Source organism: Parasphingomonas puruogangriensis (assembly GCF_036663635.1).
In the GTDB taxonomy this organism is placed as follows: Bacteria; Pseudomonadota; Alphaproteobacteria; order Sphingomonadales; family Sphingomonadaceae; genus Sphingomonas.
The window spans coordinates 136,094-153,601 of the sequence record NZ_JAXOJI010000002.1; the positions used below are offsets into that span (position 1 = coordinate 136,094).

Annotated in this window: 16 protein-coding genes and 1 pseudogene; 10 read left to right on the forward strand and 7 right to left on the reverse strand. The window is 62.8% G+C overall.

Annotated features, from left to right (window positions below):
- Positions 1-84: 84 nt before the first annotated feature.
- Together U1739_RS06180 and U1739_RS06185 are read left to right on the forward strand one after the other, a co-directional pair.
- Positions 85-945, forward strand: coding sequence for an SMP-30/gluconolactonase/LRE family protein (locus tag U1739_RS06180; RefSeq protein WP_332705188.1), 861 nt, complete (start codon positions 85-87; stop codon positions 943-945).
- Positions 946-997: 52 nt separating this feature from the next.
- The gene (locus U1739_RS06185; protein WP_332705192.1) at positions 998-1,783 is read left to right on the forward strand and encodes a FadR/GntR family transcriptional regulator; all 786 of its coding nucleotides are present in this window, start codon (positions 998-1,000) and stop codon (positions 1,781-1,783) included.
- Between the two features lie 6 nt (positions 1,784-1,789).
- Here the strand turns inward: U1739_RS06185 and U1739_RS06190 are convergent, their stop codons facing one another.
- Positions 1,790-4,006: a penicillin acylase family protein gene (locus U1739_RS06190; RefSeq protein ID WP_332705195.1), complete on the reverse strand. Its 2,217-nt coding sequence runs from the start codon at positions 4,004-4,006 to the stop codon at positions 1,790-1,792.
- A gap of 78 nt (positions 4,007-4,084) precedes the next feature.
- Between U1739_RS06190 and U1739_RS06195 the strand changes: the two genes are divergently transcribed.
- The gene (locus U1739_RS06195) at positions 4,085-5,446 is read left to right on the forward strand and encodes a M24 family metallopeptidase (RefSeq protein ID WP_332705198.1); all 1,362 of its coding nucleotides are present in this window, start codon (positions 4,085-4,087) and stop codon (positions 5,444-5,446) included.
- 613 nt (positions 5,447-6,059) lie between these two features.
- Here U1739_RS06195 and U1739_RS06200 read toward each other — a convergent pair.
- Positions 6,060-6,713: a DUF2726 domain-containing protein gene (locus U1739_RS06200; protein WP_332705201.1), complete on the reverse strand. Its 654-nt coding sequence runs from the start codon at positions 6,711-6,713 to the stop codon at positions 6,060-6,062.
- Positions 6,714-6,975: 262 nt separating this feature from the next.
- Between U1739_RS06200 and U1739_RS06205 the strand changes: the two genes are divergently transcribed.
- Positions 6,976-7,383 (forward strand): hypothetical protein, encoded by a 408-nt coding sequence (locus U1739_RS06205; protein WP_332705204.1) that lies wholly within the window; start codon positions 6,976-6,978, stop codon positions 7,381-7,383.
- A 548-nt stretch (positions 7,384-7,931) separates the two neighbouring features.
- Here the strand turns inward: U1739_RS06205 and U1739_RS06210 are convergent.
- Positions 7,932-8,144, reverse strand: a complete 213-nt coding sequence (locus U1739_RS06210) for a DUF7336 domain-containing protein (RefSeq protein WP_332705207.1) — start codon at positions 8,142-8,144, stop codon at positions 7,932-7,934.
- Positions 8,145-8,588: 444 nt separating this feature from the next.
- Here U1739_RS06210 and U1739_RS06215 point away from each other — a divergent pair, with 444 nt between their 5' ends.
- Positions 8,589-10,505, forward strand: a complete 1,917-nt coding sequence (locus tag U1739_RS06215) for a beta-propeller domain-containing protein (RefSeq protein ID WP_332705210.1) — start codon at positions 8,589-8,591, stop codon at positions 10,503-10,505.
- 156 nt (positions 10,506-10,661) lie between these two features.
- On the opposite strand, the gene U1739_RS06220 is transcribed toward U1739_RS06215, so the two are convergent.
- Positions 10,662-11,369 carry an acyl carrier protein gene (locus U1739_RS06220; RefSeq protein WP_332705213.1) on the reverse strand — a complete coding sequence of 236 codons (708 nt, stop codon included), beginning with the start codon at positions 11,367-11,369 and terminating at the stop codon, positions 10,662-10,664.
- A 55-nt stretch (positions 11,370-11,424) separates the two neighbouring features.
- Here U1739_RS06220 and U1739_RS21145 point away from each other — a divergent pair, with 55 nt between their 5' ends.
- The gene (locus tag U1739_RS21145) at positions 11,425-11,715 is read left to right on the forward strand and encodes a DUF6980 family protein (protein WP_443025513.1); all 291 of its coding nucleotides are present in this window, start codon (positions 11,425-11,427) and stop codon (positions 11,713-11,715) included.
- A 278-nt stretch (positions 11,716-11,993) separates the two neighbouring features.
- Positions 11,994-12,743 (forward strand): SDR family oxidoreductase, encoded by a 750-nt coding sequence (locus U1739_RS06225; protein ID WP_332705216.1) that lies wholly within the window; start codon positions 11,994-11,996, stop codon positions 12,741-12,743.
- A 527-nt stretch (positions 12,744-13,270) separates the two neighbouring features.
- Here U1739_RS06225 and U1739_RS06230 read toward each other — a convergent pair.
- Both U1739_RS06230 and U1739_RS06235 read right to left on the reverse strand, forming a co-directional pair.
- Positions 13,271-13,349: pseudogene (locus U1739_RS06230) on the reverse strand.
- A 198-nt stretch (positions 13,350-13,547) separates the two neighbouring features.
- Positions 13,548-13,913, reverse strand: coding sequence for a hypothetical protein (locus U1739_RS06235; protein WP_332705219.1), 366 nt, complete (start codon positions 13,911-13,913; stop codon positions 13,548-13,550).
- A 535-nt stretch (positions 13,914-14,448) separates the two neighbouring features.
- On the opposite strand from U1739_RS06235, the gene U1739_RS06240 reads away from it, so the two are divergent.
- From U1739_RS06240 to prfH, 3 genes are read left to right on the forward strand one after another with little or no spacing between them, the layout of a single operon-like run.
- Positions 14,449-14,952, forward strand: a complete 504-nt coding sequence (locus U1739_RS06240) for a hypothetical protein (RefSeq protein WP_332705222.1) — start codon at positions 14,449-14,451, stop codon at positions 14,950-14,952.
- Positions 14,949-16,040, forward strand: coding sequence for an RNA ligase RtcB family protein (locus U1739_RS06245; protein ID WP_332705225.1), 1,092 nt, complete (start codon positions 14,949-14,951; stop codon positions 16,038-16,040). Before U1739_RS06240 ends, U1739_RS06245 begins: the two co-directional genes overlap by 4 nt.
- Positions 16,037-16,654 (forward strand): peptide chain release factor H, encoded by a 618-nt coding sequence (prfH, locus tag U1739_RS06250; protein WP_332705228.1) that lies wholly within the window; start codon positions 16,037-16,039, stop codon positions 16,652-16,654. Before U1739_RS06245 ends, prfH begins: the two co-directional genes overlap by 4 nt.
- 192 nt (positions 16,655-16,846) lie before the next feature.
- Here prfH and U1739_RS06255 read toward each other — a convergent pair whose 3' ends face one another.
- The gene (locus tag U1739_RS06255; protein ID WP_332705231.1) at positions 16,847-17,425 is read right to left on the reverse strand and encodes an RNA 2'-phosphotransferase; all 579 of its coding nucleotides are present in this window, start codon (positions 17,423-17,425) and stop codon (positions 16,847-16,849) included.
- Positions 17,426-17,508 lie beyond the last annotated feature (83 nt).

Genomic DNA, 17,508 nt, shown 5'->3' on the forward strand with positions numbered 1-17,508 from the left:
TGCCCCTCGCTATACGCGGGATTAAAATCATCCCGATCGACAGATGCTTTAAGTCATATATATTCGTTGAAAAGAGGAAATCGCATGGACGCGTATATTATCATCGACCGCAGGGGCATCGACCAGCTCGGCGAAGGCCCGACTTGGAGCCCCTCGACGCAGAGAGTGTATTGGGTGGATATCGTCGGGCAAGCGCTGAATGCGCTCGATCTGTCGACACTGAACGTGACACGCTGGCCGATGCCCGAACGGATCGGCTGGGCGGTCGAGCGTTACGATCGCGGCGATTTGCTCGCCGGCTTCAAGAGCGGGATCGTCGAGCTGTCGCTCGATCCGGTAACGATCCGCCCGCTCCTGTCGCCTGAACCGGACCATCCGGGCAATCGGCTGAACGACGCAAAGGTCGATAGCGCGGGACGCTTGTGGTTTGGATCCAAGCATGACGAGGATCGCGAACCATCGGGGGCGTTGTACCGTCTCGACGCCGATGGCCGCCTGACGCAGGTCGACGACGGCTATGCCGTCACCAACGGCCCCGCGTTCAGCCCCGACGGCCGGTATCTCTACCACGCCGATAGCGGGCGCCGGGAAGTCTATCGTTTTGCGGTCGATGCGGCGGGCACGGTGGGCCCACGCGAACTGCTAATTACGTTCGAGGAATCATGGGGCTATCCCGATGGCATGACGACGGACGCCGATGGCGGCCTGTGGATCGCGCATTGGGGAGGCGGTCGGATCAGCCGCTTCGACCCCGCCGGGCAACTGGTTCGATCGCATATGCTGCCTGCGGTCAACATCACCAGTTGTACCTTCGCCGGGGACCGTCTCGATCGGTTGTTCGTCACCTCCGCCGCGCTCGATTCGCCGGGCGGGGCGGCTGACGGCGCGCTGTTCGAGATCGACCCCGGCGTTCACGGACTACCGCCCACGCCGTGCGCCGTCTGATCGGATCAGGCGCGCATGGCGCTTTGGCCGCGATGGGGATATTCGTTGCGGTATGTTGAAGACCGACAAGATCCCGCGCAACGACGCCGGCGACGATGCATCGTTCGAAGACGCAGCGCGTCCGCCGGCCGATGATGGCCGCAACCTCACCTCGAGCATCGTCAACGATCTTGGGCTGGCGATCGTCACGCAGACCTACCGCCCGGGCGAGCCCTTCCCGACCGAGGCCGAATTGTGCCTGAGCTATGCCGCCAGTCGGCCGGTGTTGCGCGAGGCTGTGAAGATGCTGACTGCAAAGGGGCTTTTGCTCGCGCGCAAGCGTGCGGGGACGTTGGTGCAGCCGGAGGAGAGCTGGAACCTGCTAGATCCGGACGTGCTGCGCTGGATGCTGCAACGCGCGTTTTCGATCGACCTGCTGATCGATTTCACCGAGATCCGCATGTCGATCGAGCCGCGCGCCGCGTCGCTCGCGGCACACTCCGCTAGCGGGCCGCAGCGGCGCGCGATCATTGATGCGATCGACCGAATGTATGCCGCCGACCGCGGCGAGGAGGACGCACTGGAGGCGGACATCGCGTTCCACATCGCCGTTCTCGAGGCGAGCAACAACAGGTTCATGCGGCAATTCACTGGCCTGGCCGAGACGACATTGCGCTTCTCGATCCGGCGCACCAACGAATATAAGGGCGTGCCGCGGGCCAGCGCGCTCGATCACAAGAAGGTCGCCGACGCGATCGTCGGCGGCCGCGCGCAGCTGGCAGGCACGCTGATGAGCAATCTCATTCGCGGCGCGCTCGATCTGCTGCTCGCCGCCAGCAACCATCCGCCGCGACCCTAGACGCCGTTACGGAACGCCGCAGGGTGTGCCGGGCGGCGGATCGGTACGGGTCGGTGGGGTCGGGCGGGCGTCGCCGGGATGATAAGGCCGCCCAGCCCGAGCGGAATCGAGGATGATCGGGCGCAGATCGCCGCCGGCATAGCGCCTTGCCTGATCGTCGAAATGCGGCGAGGCGGGATCGCCGCTTTCGCCCCCCGCGGACACGGCCCAGGCGCGCACGATCGGGCCGAACTCGACCACCGCGACGAAGCTGTTGCCGCTGGTGCCGTACAGGCAGCGCTGCCCGGGCTGACGATCGACGCCGAATGCCGCAAGCGAGCCGAAATTGCCCGAGGTGAAACCGATCGGCAGACTCGGCGCGCGATCGTCGAAGTGTGGGGCAATCGCGCCGTCGTGTCGCTGAAAGCGGTTGATCCGCCCCCAGGCGACACGCCAGCTGCCGAGATCGCGCTGCATGCGCGTGACCGCCGCATCGAGCGCGGCGACGCGATCGCCATCCGCCGTGCGGGTGGCGAGATAGGCGAAGATCGGCACATTGGCGGCGGCCGCCTTCGGTCCTTCGCTCGCCCACAACGCCTCGCCCCAATGCACCGCGAGCGTGGTCGCTTCGGACTCGGTGCCCCAGCGGCGGTCCCAGCCCGTCAACAGCGCCAGCGGTGCGGCCAGGCGCCGGCGCAGGGCATCGCGAGGCGGCAGTGCATCGAACCCTTTCTGCAAACGCGGGATCTGCTGATCGAACAACGGCAGGAAACTGTCGAAGGCTGTGCGCATCAACGACTGCGGTGAAAAGAGCTCGCCACGAGACAGCAACGCGGTGGCATGGTCGCCGCGCGGATTGTCGCCCAGCAAATCCATATAGCGCGGGAAATCAGCAGCCTTAGGGCTGTCGACGCCCGCTGCGGTCCACGGCGCGTTGTTGGTGTTGACCACCCAGCCAGTGGCCGGACGCAACACTTGGGGGAGGTCCTTCAGCGCATGCAGGCCATGCCAGTCTGTCTCCGGATCACTGCCATCGACCGGACGCGTGTAGTCAAACCGATCGTCGCGAATCGGCACGAATTGCGGGTGCAGATAGGCGATCGTGCCATCGGCCGCGGCGAGGATCGTGTTGTTCGACGCATTGGCCTTACGATCGGACACTGCAAGATAATCCGCCAGCGACCCGGCGCGGGTACGCAGATAGCTCTGTTCTAGTGCGGCGCGCGGGCGGTTGAGCATCGCCACCGCGATCCAGCGCCCATTTTCCTGCCGGATGATCGGCCCGTGATGCGTCGCTAGCACGGTGAACCGGCGGGTGGCGATCGTGCCGTCCGGCTGGCGCACGCCAAGCGCCACGATCCGCTGCCGGATCGGCCGCCACGCGCGGCCGTAGCGATAGGATAGCCGACCGCCGCGCCGCGCCACTTCCACCGCAAACTCGTCGATCGTGTCCACGCCGCTCGACGTGTGCATCCAGCCGAGATGCTTGTTGAAGCCCTGATAGACGAAAAACTGCCCCCAAGTTGCAGCGCCATAGACGTCGAGCCCTTGCGCGCTGGTCACCTGCTGTTCGGCGCGAAAGAAGAACGAGGTGTGTGGATTGATCCACAACAGGGGATAGCCGCTGGCGCTGCGCGACGGGCCGATGGCGATGCCGTTCGAGCCCTTGGGCTCGACCAGACGCCCGGCATCCGCCAGTCGCGGCGGCGCGGCGCTATTACTGCCGCCATAGAAGGTTTCGAGCGCGGCGAGGTCCACGCCCCGCTCGATATCGCCGCCGATGCTGCCTTCGGAGAAGGCCAGCGCCATCCAGGGCTCGAAATTTGTGATCCGCTTTGGCCGCACCGTCGGGTGAGTCGCCAGATAGTGGTTGAGCCCACCTGCCCAGGCATCCATCAACGCGCGCAGCCATGCCGGACTGCGGCGATAGTCGGCCTGTAACGCATCGAGATCGAGAAACAGCCGCTGGCGAAGATCGGCCCACAGCGCCGGCCCGCCCTCCGCTTCGGCAAGACGTCCCATCGCGGCGAGATAATTGTGCTCGATGCGCGGAAAGTCGTCCTCGGCCTGCGCGTACATCATGCCGAACACCGCATCCGCATCGCTGCGGCCACGGACATGGGCGATGCCGAACGCGTCGCGCGCGATCGTCACGTCGCGCAGGTTCGCCGCCGGGCTGCGCTCGGCGGCGCTGGCTGCGGTCGACAACACAACGAGGCCCAGCAATGCGGCCAACTTCCCCATATCATGCTCCTTTGACACCAGCATAAGTCATATATATTTGCCGACGACAATAGCCTTGTCGCCAAGAGGACCACGACCATGAGCATTGCCCTTCGCCCGGTTGCGATACCCGATTTCGGGCCGATCGCAGCGCCGCCGCCGCTGCCGGCCGAGACCTATGCCGCGCGCTGCGACGCGGCGCTTCGTGCCGCCGGGACCGATTGGCTGGCAGTCTATGCCGACCGCGAGCACCTTGCCAATGTGATGTTTCTGGCCGGCTTCGAACCGCGCTTCGAAGAGGCATTGCTGCTGCTCGGCCCGGGCGAACGGCGCGTGTTGATCACCGGTAACGAGTGCGAATCCTATGCTGCGCTGTCGCCCTTGCCAGGTGTCGAGGTGATGCTGTCGCAGACGATGAGCCTGTTGGGGCAGGATCGCAGCACCGCGCCGCAAATCACGGATGTGCTGCGAAGCGCAGGCCTCAGCCGCGGCGACCGCGTCGGCGTGATCGGCTGGAAGTATCTCGAAGCGCAAGAATGGGATGGTCCGGCGCCGAGCTTCGTGCCGGCAATTTATCTCGACGCGCTGCGCAGCGTTGTGGGGGGAAAGCACGTCAGCGACGTCACGCCGGTGATGCTGCACCCCGAGACCGGGCAGCGCTCGATCATCGACGCCGATCAGATCGCGATCTTCGAGGCGGCGGCAGCGCGCGCGTCCGACATGGTGTGGAGCGTCGTTCGCGGTACGCGCCCCGGTGACCTTGAGCGCGATGCAGCGCTCAACCTGAAGTATCGCGGCGAACCGATGAACGTGCACGCGATGCTCGCAACCGGCGACGCCGCGGGCGGCGCGGTGATCGGTCTGGCTAGCCCAGGCTGGCGGCGGATCGCCAAGGGCGACGGGGCGTCCACCGCGGTCGGGCTATGGGGCGGGTTGACCGCGCGTGCGGGGCTGATCGACGATGCCAACGACGAGTTCGTCGCCACTGCCTCGGCCTATTTCGCCGGCCTGATCCGCTGGTATTCGCTGGCCGACATCGGCGTCGCCGGCGGCGATCTGTACGCCGGCGTCAGCGAGACGCTGGCCGCGGGCGGTCTGCGCTCGCTGCTCAATCCTGGTCACCTGACCGGCCACGAGGAATGGTCGAACACCCCGATGCGGCCAGGCTCGACCGATCGCATCCGTTCCGGCATGCACATGCAGGTCGACATCATCCCGACGCCGATGCGAGACGGGTGGGCGCTGAACTGTGAAGACAGCGTGGTCTTCGCCGACACTTCACTGCGCTGCGATATCGCTGCGCGCTACCCGGATATGTGGGGACGCATGAACGCGCGCCGCGCGTTTGCCGCAAACGTGTTGGGCGTGCCGATGCACGATGCCATTCTGCCCTTATCCTCGATTCCCTTGTGCCTGGCACCGCTGTGGCTGCGAAGCGATCACCTGCTGGTTCGATCCTAACATTCCATCGGGGCTCGCCCATTCGCCGCCAAAAAATGGTGTATGGCGGCAGCTGCTTTTCGAGAGCGGATGAGATTGCGGCTCCTGCACGTACCATGCTTGGATCGAGGTCGACCTGATCTCGTGCAGCGAGGGAGCGGCGCATTTTGTGGGGCTGGACTTCTCGGTGTAGGAGACTTCAGTGTGCGTGGTGGCTGCAGCCCTTTCGCCAGTGGCAAGTACGTCCAAAAGATTGATCCATGCCGCTTTTCTAACCCCATCATGGGGCGGCCAGGTGCCGCCCCCCCCCCGAGCGAAGCGCGAACCCCGTGTAACGATCTCGAGCTCGGCATGAAGGCTTTTGGTATTTCCTCGCCTACCAATCCGTCAAACCGGCGATCTCGCAGCGGCGGAGAGCAGCCTGCGCCTATTGGCTCAAGCCGCGATAGAGAAGCAGCCATTCCGCTTTCCAGCGTCCATCGCCGTCCTAGACGGTAATACCGATTGCCATCAGCTATGGCAGCTATTGCCCTGTCAGCGTCGAAAGCCGCCGGTCGGCTAACGGCCCTTTTAAGCCATCCAAGCCCCTTATTGCACCGCCCGAATGCGGCACATAACGCGATGTTGAGCCGTTTCAGTTTCGGGTCACCGTCAGCATCCCGTCTGGCGGAACTTGGCGGGCGAATTTAGCGATGTTCGCGCGGACTTCGAGCGGAGTGTCGCCAGGCAGCACCTCGACAAAGCCGATGCCAGCGCGGCGCAGTGCCTCCTTCTTGATCGCATCTCGGGTAGCGGCAGCGCCGAGGTGGTGGCCACTCCCCTGTAATTCGACGGCATACTGAGGAGCGCCCTTCGCATTGATGATCAGAAAATCGACCCGCTTAGTGTTAATCGCTCGGAACGCCGGCTCCTCAGGGCTCGCGAGGACTTCGCCGAGGCTGACCTGCGCCATAACGCGCCAGCCCTTATCGTCGGCCGAACAGACGGCGTCGAGCACATCCAACAACCGCAACTCGCCTTTGTTAAGCAGGTTGCGGCTCGTGAATGGGGAGCGTTCAACGGCGCGGAGCTGCTCGGCCGGGTCGAATTTTACAGGGTTTGGTATTGGTGCCGGCTTCGCGACGGCGGAGCTGCTGCTGCTGTGCCAGGTTGTACGCCGCTTCGCGTACTTCAGCTTGAGCTGCCACCGCCGCCAGGCTCGCTCGCTTGCCGCGCCGGTAAGGAAGCAGACTGAGAGCGCAGCGATCAGCGGCCAGTCAGACATGACCCAGGCAGTGAAGGCGTCCATGCATGCGACTATAAGCGCCTGTTGCTTTCCAATCCGTCAACCGTGGCGGCTTTTCCGCAGTCACCTGAGAAGCTGGCCAGAATAATCGACCTTGCCAACGGAGGGCCGTCCACACGGCGGCGCAAGAACGGGAAAAAGTGGTGGAGTGCAGACCGACTGCTTCTGAACAAAAGTCGGAAAGGCTGCCGTTGAAGACGGGGGCCTCTCGTGCAATTCTAAGCGGATGCACACATCTCCCGCGATCGACGCAGCACGACAGTTCTTGGCTGTTGTATGGGACGGCCCGGTCCCAACAGACGCTGCTCTGACGGCGGCTCTGGATCGCCTCGTTGCTGCATATCACGTCACCCTCGATGCGGAACCCTCGGACGGCGATCTGGACGCCCCACGCGACGGCGGCCCTGCTTTATTTCAAAGGGTTGGCGCTCGATTTCCGGATTACGGGTTATATCCGCTTGCAGACCCGACCGATGGTCCCGGCGCCACATTGGGTTGCGGCGACGCAATTGATGATCTTGGCGATCTCACGCTTGATATGAGCGAGGTGGTGTGGCTTGCCGACAATGCGGGACCAGATGACGCGCACTGGTCATTCCGCCTTCAATTCTTCCATTGGGGCACGCACGCTCGGGATTTGTTGCGATATTTGCACGGTCGCCAGTTCGGCTAAGCGTCCGCTATCGGGACGCCCAATCCCGGCGTCAGCGTCGACAGCCGGCCGATTTTTGCCGGGCAGCTTTGTCACCAAGTAGCGGCCAGTCGGCTATCAGGCAGTCCACGTGCCTCGCGCCATCTTGAACAGCGATCCAGGGTGGTTAGCGGACAAACCCTTATGAGATCAGCCCTGCGACTTCTCCAACGATACCGCTGTCCAGAAGCACCTTAATTGCAGGAAGTGCCCCGAAGAAATACGCGGCGGCCCAGGTCGCTGTCGATGGTCGTTCAGACCTCCATAACACTACGGCAGTGCAAGCGGCCCCCACACCGTAGGCAAGCGGCATACCTATTATATAGCGCCAGTTTAACTTCAGCAATTCGATTCCTGCCCAAGCCAAAAGTGCGCTGTCGAAGACGGAGAGGCCAAGAAACATCAGGGTCACGTTCTTGCGTGTCATCCACTGATTGAGGCGCTCCTCCACAGAGCCCGGCTTTGCAGTCCATCCCATGTCAGAAGCGTGCCCTAGCCGGTATGATCGTGCAAGGTCCGCTGATGATGCGTTAGCCGCCGAAGCCTTCGCGCCAATGATCCTCGTCTACCAGGTAGGGATCGATGGTGAAGCCGTCAGGATGGTCACAAAATCCCGGCGCCCGCCGCAGCCTCCTCGCCGCCGCCTCCGCTTGCGAAGGAGAACTGTAGACGCCGATCAGCTTGGCGTCCTCGGCGTGCTCGTCCTCAGAACGAACGTGGTGCAAAACGTAAGCGGTTTCCATCACGCCAGCTTACGCGCTGATCCGTACGGCCGCTATCGGGAACAGCGGCAGTGAGCGTGAACGGCTAAGATTGGGCGGAAGCCGACCCGCAACTCTCGCCCAATTTTAGAAATGCTCGCCTTCGCACCACGCTTGCGCTCCCGCAGCAGGACGCTAGCCTTCCAACCGTACCGGGGGAGTGTGCCGATGCGTTTTTCGCTAATTGTTGCAACCGTGATGTTGGCGGCGACGCTCGCTCTCTCGCAAGGCGTCAGTACTACAGCGCAAGCGCGACCCGAGCCTTGGCCATTTCCAGCGGTTCACGACGATCCGCTACTAGACCGTTTGACTGCTGACAAGCTCGTGCCTTTTGCCGGCAGCGCCGCATTTCGCGACTGGCTCGAAGCGGTGCAGGCTTATTCGCGGGATCGCCAAAAGCGGTACCAAGAAGAATGGCAGCGCCGAATGCGTCAGCCGAAAATCGGATTTCTGCGCATCGCCTTCAACGTCGCACCCCAGGTCGAAGAGCTGTGTACTGAACCCGAATGCCTGATGCCGGACAACGGCGGCGACGACATAGTCGTGACTGCTTCGCGCGCTGGCACGTCTTCGTCGTCGCGCGCCAAAGCAACGCGACCAACCGCAGGCCCCAACATCACGAATGTCCAGACTGCGGGCGTCGACGAAGGCGATGTCGTCAAGCAGGTCGGCGACTTTCTGGCCGTGCTGCAGGATGGGCGCATCTTCGCCGTCGATATCCGCGACAGGCGGCTGCGGCTCTCGGACCGGATCAACGTCTACACCGACAAGCAGGATTTGTCCTGGTATGACGAGATGCTGGTCGAAGGAAATCGCATCATCGTCACCGCCTATAGCTATGGACGGCAGGCGACCGAAATTTCGGTGTTCAAGCTCGATCAGTCGAACGGCAAGCTCGCCCGCGAAGGCCGCTTCTTTATCAACTCATGGGACTATTACAGCGGCGACAACTATGCGAGCCGCATCGTTGGCGACAACCTCGTCCTCTACACGCTATACCCAGCGGCGTTGATCCTGAGCGATCGCGCGGCGCCGCGCCTGTGGCGCTGGATGAGTGAGGACGAACGCCGTGCGAGCGGCCGCAATCTTCCCGAGGAGGCCCGCGACCATGGCCGGTCGCTGATCGATGCGGGCGCCGTTTATCGTCCGGTGCTGCGCACGACGGACACGATGGTCCATGCCGTGACCGTCTGTCCGCTAGGACGCTATCGGCCAGGCATGACGCCGGAATGCCGCGTGACCGCCTTCGCGGGGCCACCAGAGCGCGAATTCTTCGTATCGCCCACCGCGATCTATCTGTGGACGGGGAAAAACCCCTGGGCGTGGGATACCGCTTATGCGACGGCTGGTGACCGCTGCACGCACCAAGACACCGGTTACGCCGCCGTTGCGCCGGCAGCAGTCTATCGCATCCCCATCAATGGCGGCGCGCCAGGCGTCGTCGGCCTGCGCGGCCAGCCGATCGACCAGTTCTCGATGGACGAGACCAACGAGACTTTCCGCATCCTGACGCGCTGGCAACCTTCCGGTTGCTCGGCTGGCGGGCCGCAGCCGACGCTGACATACGCCAATATACCGGTGGGTCAGTTCGGCACAAGCTTCAGGGCGATCGACGCCGCACGTCATATCCGCGTACCGGCGCCCTCGGCCGGTACGCTCGAAAACCGCTTCGCCGACAATTGGCTGGTCTATGGCGGTAGGCTTGAAGGATATGGCGCGGTGCCCGATCGGAACAGGCAGCCGGGTAGCCCGGTATTCATCCTTCCGGTTGATCGTCCGCAGGCGACGCAGACGCTCGTCCTGCCCCACAACATCATCCGAATCGAGCGGGTCGGTGAAACCCGCATGGCGATCGGCGGCTATCGCGACGTCCGTGGGCTTGATCTCTCGCTGCTGCAACTGGGCGGGCAAGCGTCCGTGCTCGATACCACGCGCCTGGCCGGCAGGTTCGAAAGCGAGGGGCGCAGTCACGCCTTCAACAGTCTGGTCGAGGAAGACGGCAGTGGCCTGCTTGGCCTTCCCACCGTCCTCAGGCGCGGCAGGGCGATGCGCTACGTCTGGAACAGTGAGGGATCAGACGTCTCTTTCCTGACGATGTCGCCGTCGGGTAAGCTCGGTAATGCCGGCGCACTCGAACAGTCCGCGACGCGGCCTGCCCCCGGCTATCGCTGCGAGGTTTCGTGCATCGACTGGTATGGCAATTCGCGACCAATTTTCGCCGGAGGCCGCATTTTTGCGCTGATGGCAACCGAGATTGCCGAAGGCCGGATGGGCAAACGCCGGATCGAAGAGGTGGACCGTCTCAACCTGACCGAAAAGCCGGGGCAGCAGCCTAGATGGTAGCTCAGAGATCAAAACGACCTGCGTTGCGCGAACAATGTCAGCGGCAACCGCTAGCTGCCTTTTCGGGCGGGCCACGATGGCAATGGAATGGCTACATCCGGGGAGTTTCCCGTCTGGCCGCCATGTCGTGAGATGGGTGGTCAGCCGCCCGTCCGCTTACAGCGCGGCCAAGCGATACCCGTGGATGAGCGTCTCTCGATTAATCTCACCAGCGGAAGATGCGGCGTGGTCGCTGCATAATGCCTGTAATGCCTGCCAAGCTTCTGCAGGACGCAGCCTGGCGCCTTGGGCCGAAAGCTCGCAGATGTTGAGTGCGGCCACGAGTTCGATGAAATCCCGAACAGTCTTGGCCTGTGGAGGTAAGCGCACGGGCGAGAATCGGTAGAGGATCACACCGAGCGCCAGCGCAGCACCCGCAAGCCACCAAGATGCGCCTGCGAACCGCAATCCGATAGGTCCCGCTATAGCGATGAGCAGGCTGAGCGCGCCCCATCGCGAGAGATATGGGTTCGGCGGTCTCAGTCCTTCGCCGATCTCCATAGCCTCATAGAGTGATCTCACGGACACAGTGCGAAGCGCGTCGATTGGTGTTGACGGTAGGAGTTGAATGCCGGGTGCGAGCCTCTGAACCACGCGGCGCAGACGATAGAAGCACATTGCGGTTGCACAGCGGTCGGCCGTGGCACCGCGATCAGGTAAGCGGGCTAGAACGAGATCAAAGAGGTCGCCAACGGTATCGCAGTTCGAGAGTTCGCCGTCGGGCAGGCGCACGCCAAATGCCTGTTCGATGTCCTCGACGAGTTCAACGTCGTCTAGGTCGCCAGCTAATCCAAGCGATGCCTTCATGTTAAACGCCTCTGTCATCACGGCATCTTAGCGTCTGCTTTCGCAGTCGCCAACGCTTGGCCGACGTTCTGTAGTGGGCGCTGACTGCCCCGCCGCTTCCGGTCCAGTTCCAGCCATTTCGCGGGCGGCGCGACTAGGACCGCTTCTGGGGCGGTTACCGCCAGGCAGCTTGCGAAGGGTTCATGCGGGTGAAGCTCGACAAAGCCTGTTTTACTGCCCGTGGAGCGGTGAGAAGCTGCCACCAACACAGCGCGACCGCTGGTTTGACGAACTGGAAGCGCTCGGCCTCGATCCGTGGCATGACGAAGTGCCGGAACGGTTCCGGTCAGACGCATGGCGGAAAGCTACCGGACCGGTCGCCTGAACGACGGGATGTGGGCGATTCCCGCCCGACCGCTTTCACGCACGGTTATACCGATTGGCCATCACGCTATGGCAGCTATTGCCCGGTCAGCGCCTGAAAGCTGTCGGTCGGCTACCGGCCAAATCCAGCGGTTTTTAAAAAGCCGACGCAATGTCCGAAAGCGGCCCGAAGGACGGGCGTCTCAGCGGTCGAGCGCATGACTGATTTGGCGACAAGAAGCGGGACGCGGTCGAAAGCGGGGCACCCTAACTGCCCGGCTCCATCGAAGGAGCAGAAGAATGAAACTGCTGGAAGGCAAAGTGGCGATCATCACGGGCGCCAGTTCGGGGATTGGGAGGGCGGCCGCAAGATTGTTTGCCGCCAACGGTGCGTCCGTGGTGCTTGTTGCTCGGCGACAAGGCCCGTTAGACCTGATGGTTGACGAAATTGAAGACAGCGGTGGCCGGGCGCGCGCGATCGCCGGAGACGTAGCGGATCAGCAAACGCATCAAGAAGCAGTCGCTGCCGCACAAGCATATGGCGGCGTGCATATCGGTTTCAACAATGCAGGGCTGGTCGGAACGATGAAGCCGTTCGCCGAGGTCGAGCCCCAACAATGGTCGGAAGTGCTGGCAGTCAACTTGACTGCCGCCTTTTTTGGCACTCGGGCGCAGATTCCCGCGATGCTGGAGCATGGCGGTGGTGCACTAGTCTTCACAGGTAGCTTCGTGGGCAGCAGTGTGGGGTTGCCGGGTATGGGGCCCTACGGAGCTGCCAAGGCGGGCCTCCTCGGCCTTGTCCGCGGAATAACGGCGGACTATGGGGCCGCGGGTATCCGCGCAAACGCCCTCCTGCCTGGCGGCACCGCGACCGACATGGCGGGCGATCCTGCCCAGCGTGAATGGGCTGCCGGTCTTCACGCAATGAAGCGGATCGCCCAACCCGAAGAAATTGCGCAGGCAGCGCTGTTCCTGGCTAGCGACATGTCGAGCTTCGTTTCAGGATCGGCTCTATGGGCTGATGGCGGCAACGCCGCAGTGAAATTGTAACCATCCTCGAGGACCGGCAGCTTTCAGGGGCAACCGTCCGAAAGCTGCCGGTCTGCAAACCACCCATCTATCGCCGTACCGAACGGCGGAACCTGGTGGATTGCTGACATGCAGCTTTCGGGAGGGACTAGCTAGAAAGCAGTCGGTCTTGGCGTTACGATACTCACTATGCGGCCAAATTTCGGCATCCAGCTAACTGCCATACTCTTGACCGTTCTGCCGGTCACGACGCTCACGTCGTGTGCAACGAACAGCTATCAGCGATCATCATTCGAACTTGTCGTTGAGGGAAACGAAACGAGCTACCCGGCCTTCGAAGCGGCAGCGAAAGCGTGCGGATATGCCGCTTACTGGCGTTTTTCGGGAGCCGTCGTCACACCAACTGTCGCTGTAGGCCCGCACTACAATCTATCGCGAACTGGAAGCCGTGCCGCGCGATGCGCGACAGGCTGGGTAGATCAACATCCGGAAACAGGTCTCACAATTAGCGGGGATTAGCTTCGACACTTATTAGATCACCGCCTTTTTGCCAGCGGCAGGGGATCGAACCCGCACCCGTTGCCGGGATCGCTGTAGCGATACGTCTACCAATTCCGTCACGCTGGCGTGGCTGATTTAGCGTGCGATAGGCCCCGCCGGCAATGTCCAGTCTCGGTAACCTTGGATTGACGACGGAACGGCAAGAAGTGGGCGATTCCTGCCCGGCAGCTCTTTCGACTAATAGATGCCGGTCGGCTTTCGCGAAGGTCCCTCGGGAGAGCAGGCCCTGAACGGCTAAAGGTGGTGGATAGCGGTCGTAGACGGTCAGCGGCGATGCTTTGATTTTGTTGCGCTTTCAGTCCCGGCATACTCTGACGACAGTCGATGCTTGTCGTGTCGATCGTATCTGCGGTCGCCTCGGATCGATGTCACGCGGAAGATGCGTATCCCGCGCCACGCAATGAAGGACATCCAGATTAGGCTCGCGCCGATCGCCAGCGCAATGACTGTCAAGGCACTTGGAGAGTAGGGCCGTTCGACAAACGGAAGTGGCCCGCAGGCAAGCAGCAGGGCAATCATTAGCGACCAACTGCCGGACCGAATATAGCCGGTGCCGCTCAAGTCCCAGTCGACAAACCTCCGCACTGCCAGATAGCTTCGCATGCCAGCATTATGGTGGAAAACGGTCATGTCTGCAATTGGGCGCGAGCCGACCGGCCGCTTGGCCGCCCGATAGCGGCCAGTCGGCTTTCAGGCGCTCCGAGCTTTTTGGCCCATCGTGAACGGCGAAAGATGGGTGGAAAACGGTCCTGCCCAAAAAATGGGCGGCCCGATCTGCATCCGCATACTTAGCATCTTTGTAAGAAATCATGAGCGTGTCGTTGGCAACCCAACTGACTTTTACGCCGCGAGCGCAGTCGCTGCGACCGACACCGTAGAAGATTGTGATTTGATGCCACTGCATTCGCGCCAGCCATTGATTGCTGCGCGCAGTTGGCATAGAGGCCGCCGCACTGTTTCTCGAACTGACGAAAGGAGTGAGCACATGCGAACCGCAACCGCACCCGTCATCACTCCCTATTTCCGAGTTCAGGAACATATCACATGGGCAAGTCCCTTGCGGGTGACTGCGGTCGCCTGACCCTTTTCTGCGGCCACCATGCCGCAATAATTTCTAATGTTGCTCGTCTGCCGATTGGCGCTTCCGCTCTGTGGGAGGTCCGCCATGCGCGCTGACATGTTCAAGGTCATTGTCGAGCGTCCCCGCTGGGGAGCTGGGCATGCGCCTCCGGTAAAACTCAAGAAGGACAAGAACGACTTCAAGCAAATCGGTCTCAAGCGGCATGCCAGGGAGCAGGCTGCGTACACGAAATCGCTCAACGAGAATCTCGCGCCGCTCGTCCGCTTCATCCAGCGGCGGGTCGGCCGGCGCTGGGACGATGTGTTCAGCGAAATCTGCGAGCATCTCGACACTGGCAGCACTGTGAAGATGCATGTCCGCCAGCATCTGCGCGATTTCGTTCTGTTCGGGATCTCGCACGGACGGCACGGCGAATTGCTGCGGGAGGGGCGCGTTCTGCGTCCCGACCGTCGCAATTGCCGTGGCCGCGAATTCTATGTCGATCCCCGCGACGGGGTGTTGAAGGACCGCGTGTGGTTCTGGCGCGATCAGGGCGAGATCGTCGCGCCGGGCAAACGGCACCTCGGATGGAGGGATGCTGCACTATGACCCGCGCAACCATCCACATCGTCGCCTCTCCCGAGAGCTGGATCGAGCAGGCCGCGGTGGACCAACTCCACCATACAGCGCGGCTCGAAGGCATCGACCGCATCGTCGGTCTGCCGGACCTGCACGCCGGCCGCGGCATCGCGGTGGGCGCTGCATTCTGGTCGCCCAGCCATGTCTATCCGCACCTTGTCGGCAGCGACATCGGCTGCGGGATGGGCCTGTGCCGCGTGGCCATGCCGCTGCGCAAGTTCCGGCTGGACGCGGCCGAGCGCAAGCTGCGGGGTTTGGAGGAGCCGTGGCCGGGCGATCATGCCGCCCGCCTGGCCCAAGCCGGGCTGTCTCCGGACCTTGCCGGTGAAGCGCTCGGCACCATCGGCGGTGGGAACCATTTCGCCGAACTTCTTCGGGTCGAGACGCTACACGGGGACACGGAAGTCGATCCAGCGGCGCTCTACCTGATGGTGCACAGCGGCTCGCGCGGGTTGGGCCACGCAATCCTTGAGCAGCACCTGACGCGGCACAATGTCTCCGGCTTGATCGCCGGCGAGGACTCGTGCGCCCGCTACCTCGCCGCGCATGACGATGCGATGGCCTGGGCCGTGCTCAACCGCGAACTGATCGCAGAGCGCTTCCTCGATCGGCTCGGCACCACTGGCGAACGCTTGCTCGACATCTGCCACAACAGCGTCACATCGCATCGCGGCGGCTGGCTGCACCGCAAGGGCGCGGCACCGGCGGACAAGGGGCTGGTGGTGATACCCGGATCGCGCGGCGACATGACCTATCTCGTCCGTCCCCGGCTGGAGCGAGCGGACGAGGCACTGCATTCGCTGGCCCACGGCGCAGGCCGCAAATGGAGCCGCAGCGAGGCCAAGGACAAGCTCGTCCGCCGCTTCAGCATTGCAGATCTGGAGCGCACCAAACTCGGGAGTCGGGTGATCTGCGAAGACCGCGACCTGATTTATGAGGAGGCGCCCCAAGCGTACAAGGACATCCACCGGGTCGTGCGCGATCTCGAGCAGGCGGGACTGATCGATCTGATCGCGACACTCCGACCGCTCCTCACCTACAAGACGAGGCGCACATGACCGAAATCATCCTGCATCTATCCTCGGGACAGGGGCCGAAGGAATGCGAATGGGTGGTTGCCGAATTGGCCCATGCCCTTTGCCGCGAAGGAGCGGCGGCGGGCGTGGCGTGCGAGCTGGTCGAGCCGATAACGGGGCCCGTGGCATCGGCGCTGCTGCGCGTTTCTGGAGCGGAGGCCGAAGAGTTCGCCGCGGCTTGTATCGGCACGATCCGTTGGGTCGGCACCAGTCCGTTTCGTTCGCTGCACAAGCGCCGCAACTGGTTCGTCGGGGTGCGACGCGTTCGGGCTGATGCGGAGACGCCTGACTTGCGCGACGATGACATTCGCTATCAGACGCTGCGCGCCTCGGGACCAGGCGGGCAGCATGTCAACAAGACCGACAGCGCCGTCCGTGCAACCCATCTGCCCACCGGTCTCGCGACGCTGTCGCAGGATCAACGTTCGCAATTCGCCAACAAAAGGATCGCGAAGCTGAAGCTAGCGATGCTGCTCGACGATCGGCGCCGCGCGGACGAAGCCGGAGGCAAGCGGGCGCTATGGGATCAGAACCGCGAACTCGAACGTGGCAACGCGGTGCGTACATATGAGGGAGAACGATTCAGGCGTCGCTAGCTGACGGCCGCGTTGTCAATGAACGGATGCCCGCTGGCGCGCATCAATGAGAAGATGCCTCTGTTTCTCCTTTGGACTAAGTGCGAGCGAACGGCTTCGGCGCAAACTGGTAGTCGGTAATGCGCGCCGAAGCTGGCCCTTGGTTGAGCCCCCAGAAGACCCCAAACGCCGATGTTCGTTCCGGTGGAACGGCTACCAACCTATGTGTTCTCTATCCCCGCTTTGAGCTGGCTCTTTGTACTCGAGGAAGCCTGGCGGCACTGCGCTCGTAAGCCACACCGCGTTGCTAGTTAGGAAGAATGGCTGGCCTGTTTTCGCCAGAGCGTGCGCCCGCACAGTCAGAATCGCCGGCGCGCCGCGCCTCTTTGCGACACGGGTCGCAGTGTCCTGGTCTGGGGAGAGGTGGACATGGTGCCGACGCATGGGACAGAGGCCCTCGGTCAGAATGGCAGGCAGAAACCGCTCGACCGTGCCATGATAGAGCAGTTCGGGAGGCAAAACCTGCGGCCAGCGGAGGTCAACAACGACCGAATGGCCCTGCCGCGCTCGGATACGCGAGGCGTCGCCGGACAACTCGAAGCGCTGCTTGTCGCTTTCGTCAACGACGCGCAGCAGGCTTAGCCAGTCACAGGTCAAATCCGCCCTTACGATCGCGGCAAGGACGTCGTCCACGTCCGTCCAACCCTGCGGGTCCAGCGTTATGCCGGCTTTCTCTGGATGGTGCCTCAGCCAAAGGGAGAGCATTTTCGACAATCGAACATCGTCGGACATCAACCGGGCTCCTCCACCAGCACGACCGCACGAGCCTCATCGCCCGAGCAAGCCCTAAAAGAATTTGCGCATTGCCAACAACA

What these genes read in the sequence shown, in the direction of transcription:
- U1739_RS06180 (WP_332705188.1), top strand. Translation starts at nt 85, where the DNA reads ATGGACGCGTATATTATCATCGACCGCAGGGGCATCGACCAGCTCGGC.
- U1739_RS06185 (WP_332705192.1), top strand. Translation starts at nt 998, where the DNA reads ATGTTGAAGACCGACAAGATCCCGCGCAACGACGCCGGCGACGATGCA.
- U1739_RS06190 (WP_332705195.1), bottom strand. Translation starts at nt 4,006, where the DNA reads ATGGGGAAGTTGGCCGCATTGCTGGGCCTCGTTGTGTTGTCGACCGCA.
- U1739_RS06195 (WP_332705198.1), top strand. Translation starts at nt 4,085, where the DNA reads ATGAGCATTGCCCTTCGCCCGGTTGCGATACCCGATTTCGGGCCGATC.
- U1739_RS06200 (WP_332705201.1), bottom strand. Translation starts at nt 6,713, where the DNA reads ATGGACGCCTTCACTGCCTGGGTCATGTCTGACTGGCCGCTGATCGCT.
- U1739_RS06210 (WP_332705207.1), bottom strand. Translation starts at nt 8,144, where the DNA reads ATGGAAACCGCTTACGTTTTGCACCACGTTCGTTCTGAGGACGAGCAC.
- U1739_RS06215 (WP_332705210.1), top strand. Translation starts at nt 8,589, where the DNA reads ATGCGTCAGCCGAAAATCGGATTTCTGCGCATCGCCTTCAACGTCGCA.
- U1739_RS06220 (WP_332705213.1), bottom strand. Translation starts at nt 11,369, where the DNA reads ATGACAGAGGCGTTTAACATGAAGGCATCGCTTGGATTAGCTGGCGAC.
- U1739_RS06225 (WP_332705216.1), top strand. Translation starts at nt 11,994, where the DNA reads ATGAAACTGCTGGAAGGCAAAGTGGCGATCATCACGGGCGCCAGTTCG.
- U1739_RS06235 (WP_332705219.1), bottom strand. Translation starts at nt 13,913, where the DNA reads ATGACCGTTTTCCACCATAATGCTGGCATGCGAAGCTATCTGGCAGTG.
- U1739_RS06240 (WP_332705222.1), top strand. Translation starts at nt 14,449, where the DNA reads ATGCGCGCTGACATGTTCAAGGTCATTGTCGAGCGTCCCCGCTGGGGA.
- U1739_RS06245 (WP_332705225.1), top strand. Translation starts at nt 14,949, where the DNA reads ATGACCCGCGCAACCATCCACATCGTCGCCTCTCCCGAGAGCTGGATC.
- prfH (WP_332705228.1), top strand. Translation starts at nt 16,037, where the DNA reads ATGACCGAAATCATCCTGCATCTATCCTCGGGACAGGGGCCGAAGGAA.
- U1739_RS06255 (WP_332705231.1), bottom strand. Translation starts at nt 17,425, where the DNA reads ATGTCCGACGATGTTCGATTGTCGAAAATGCTCTCCCTTTGGCTGAGG.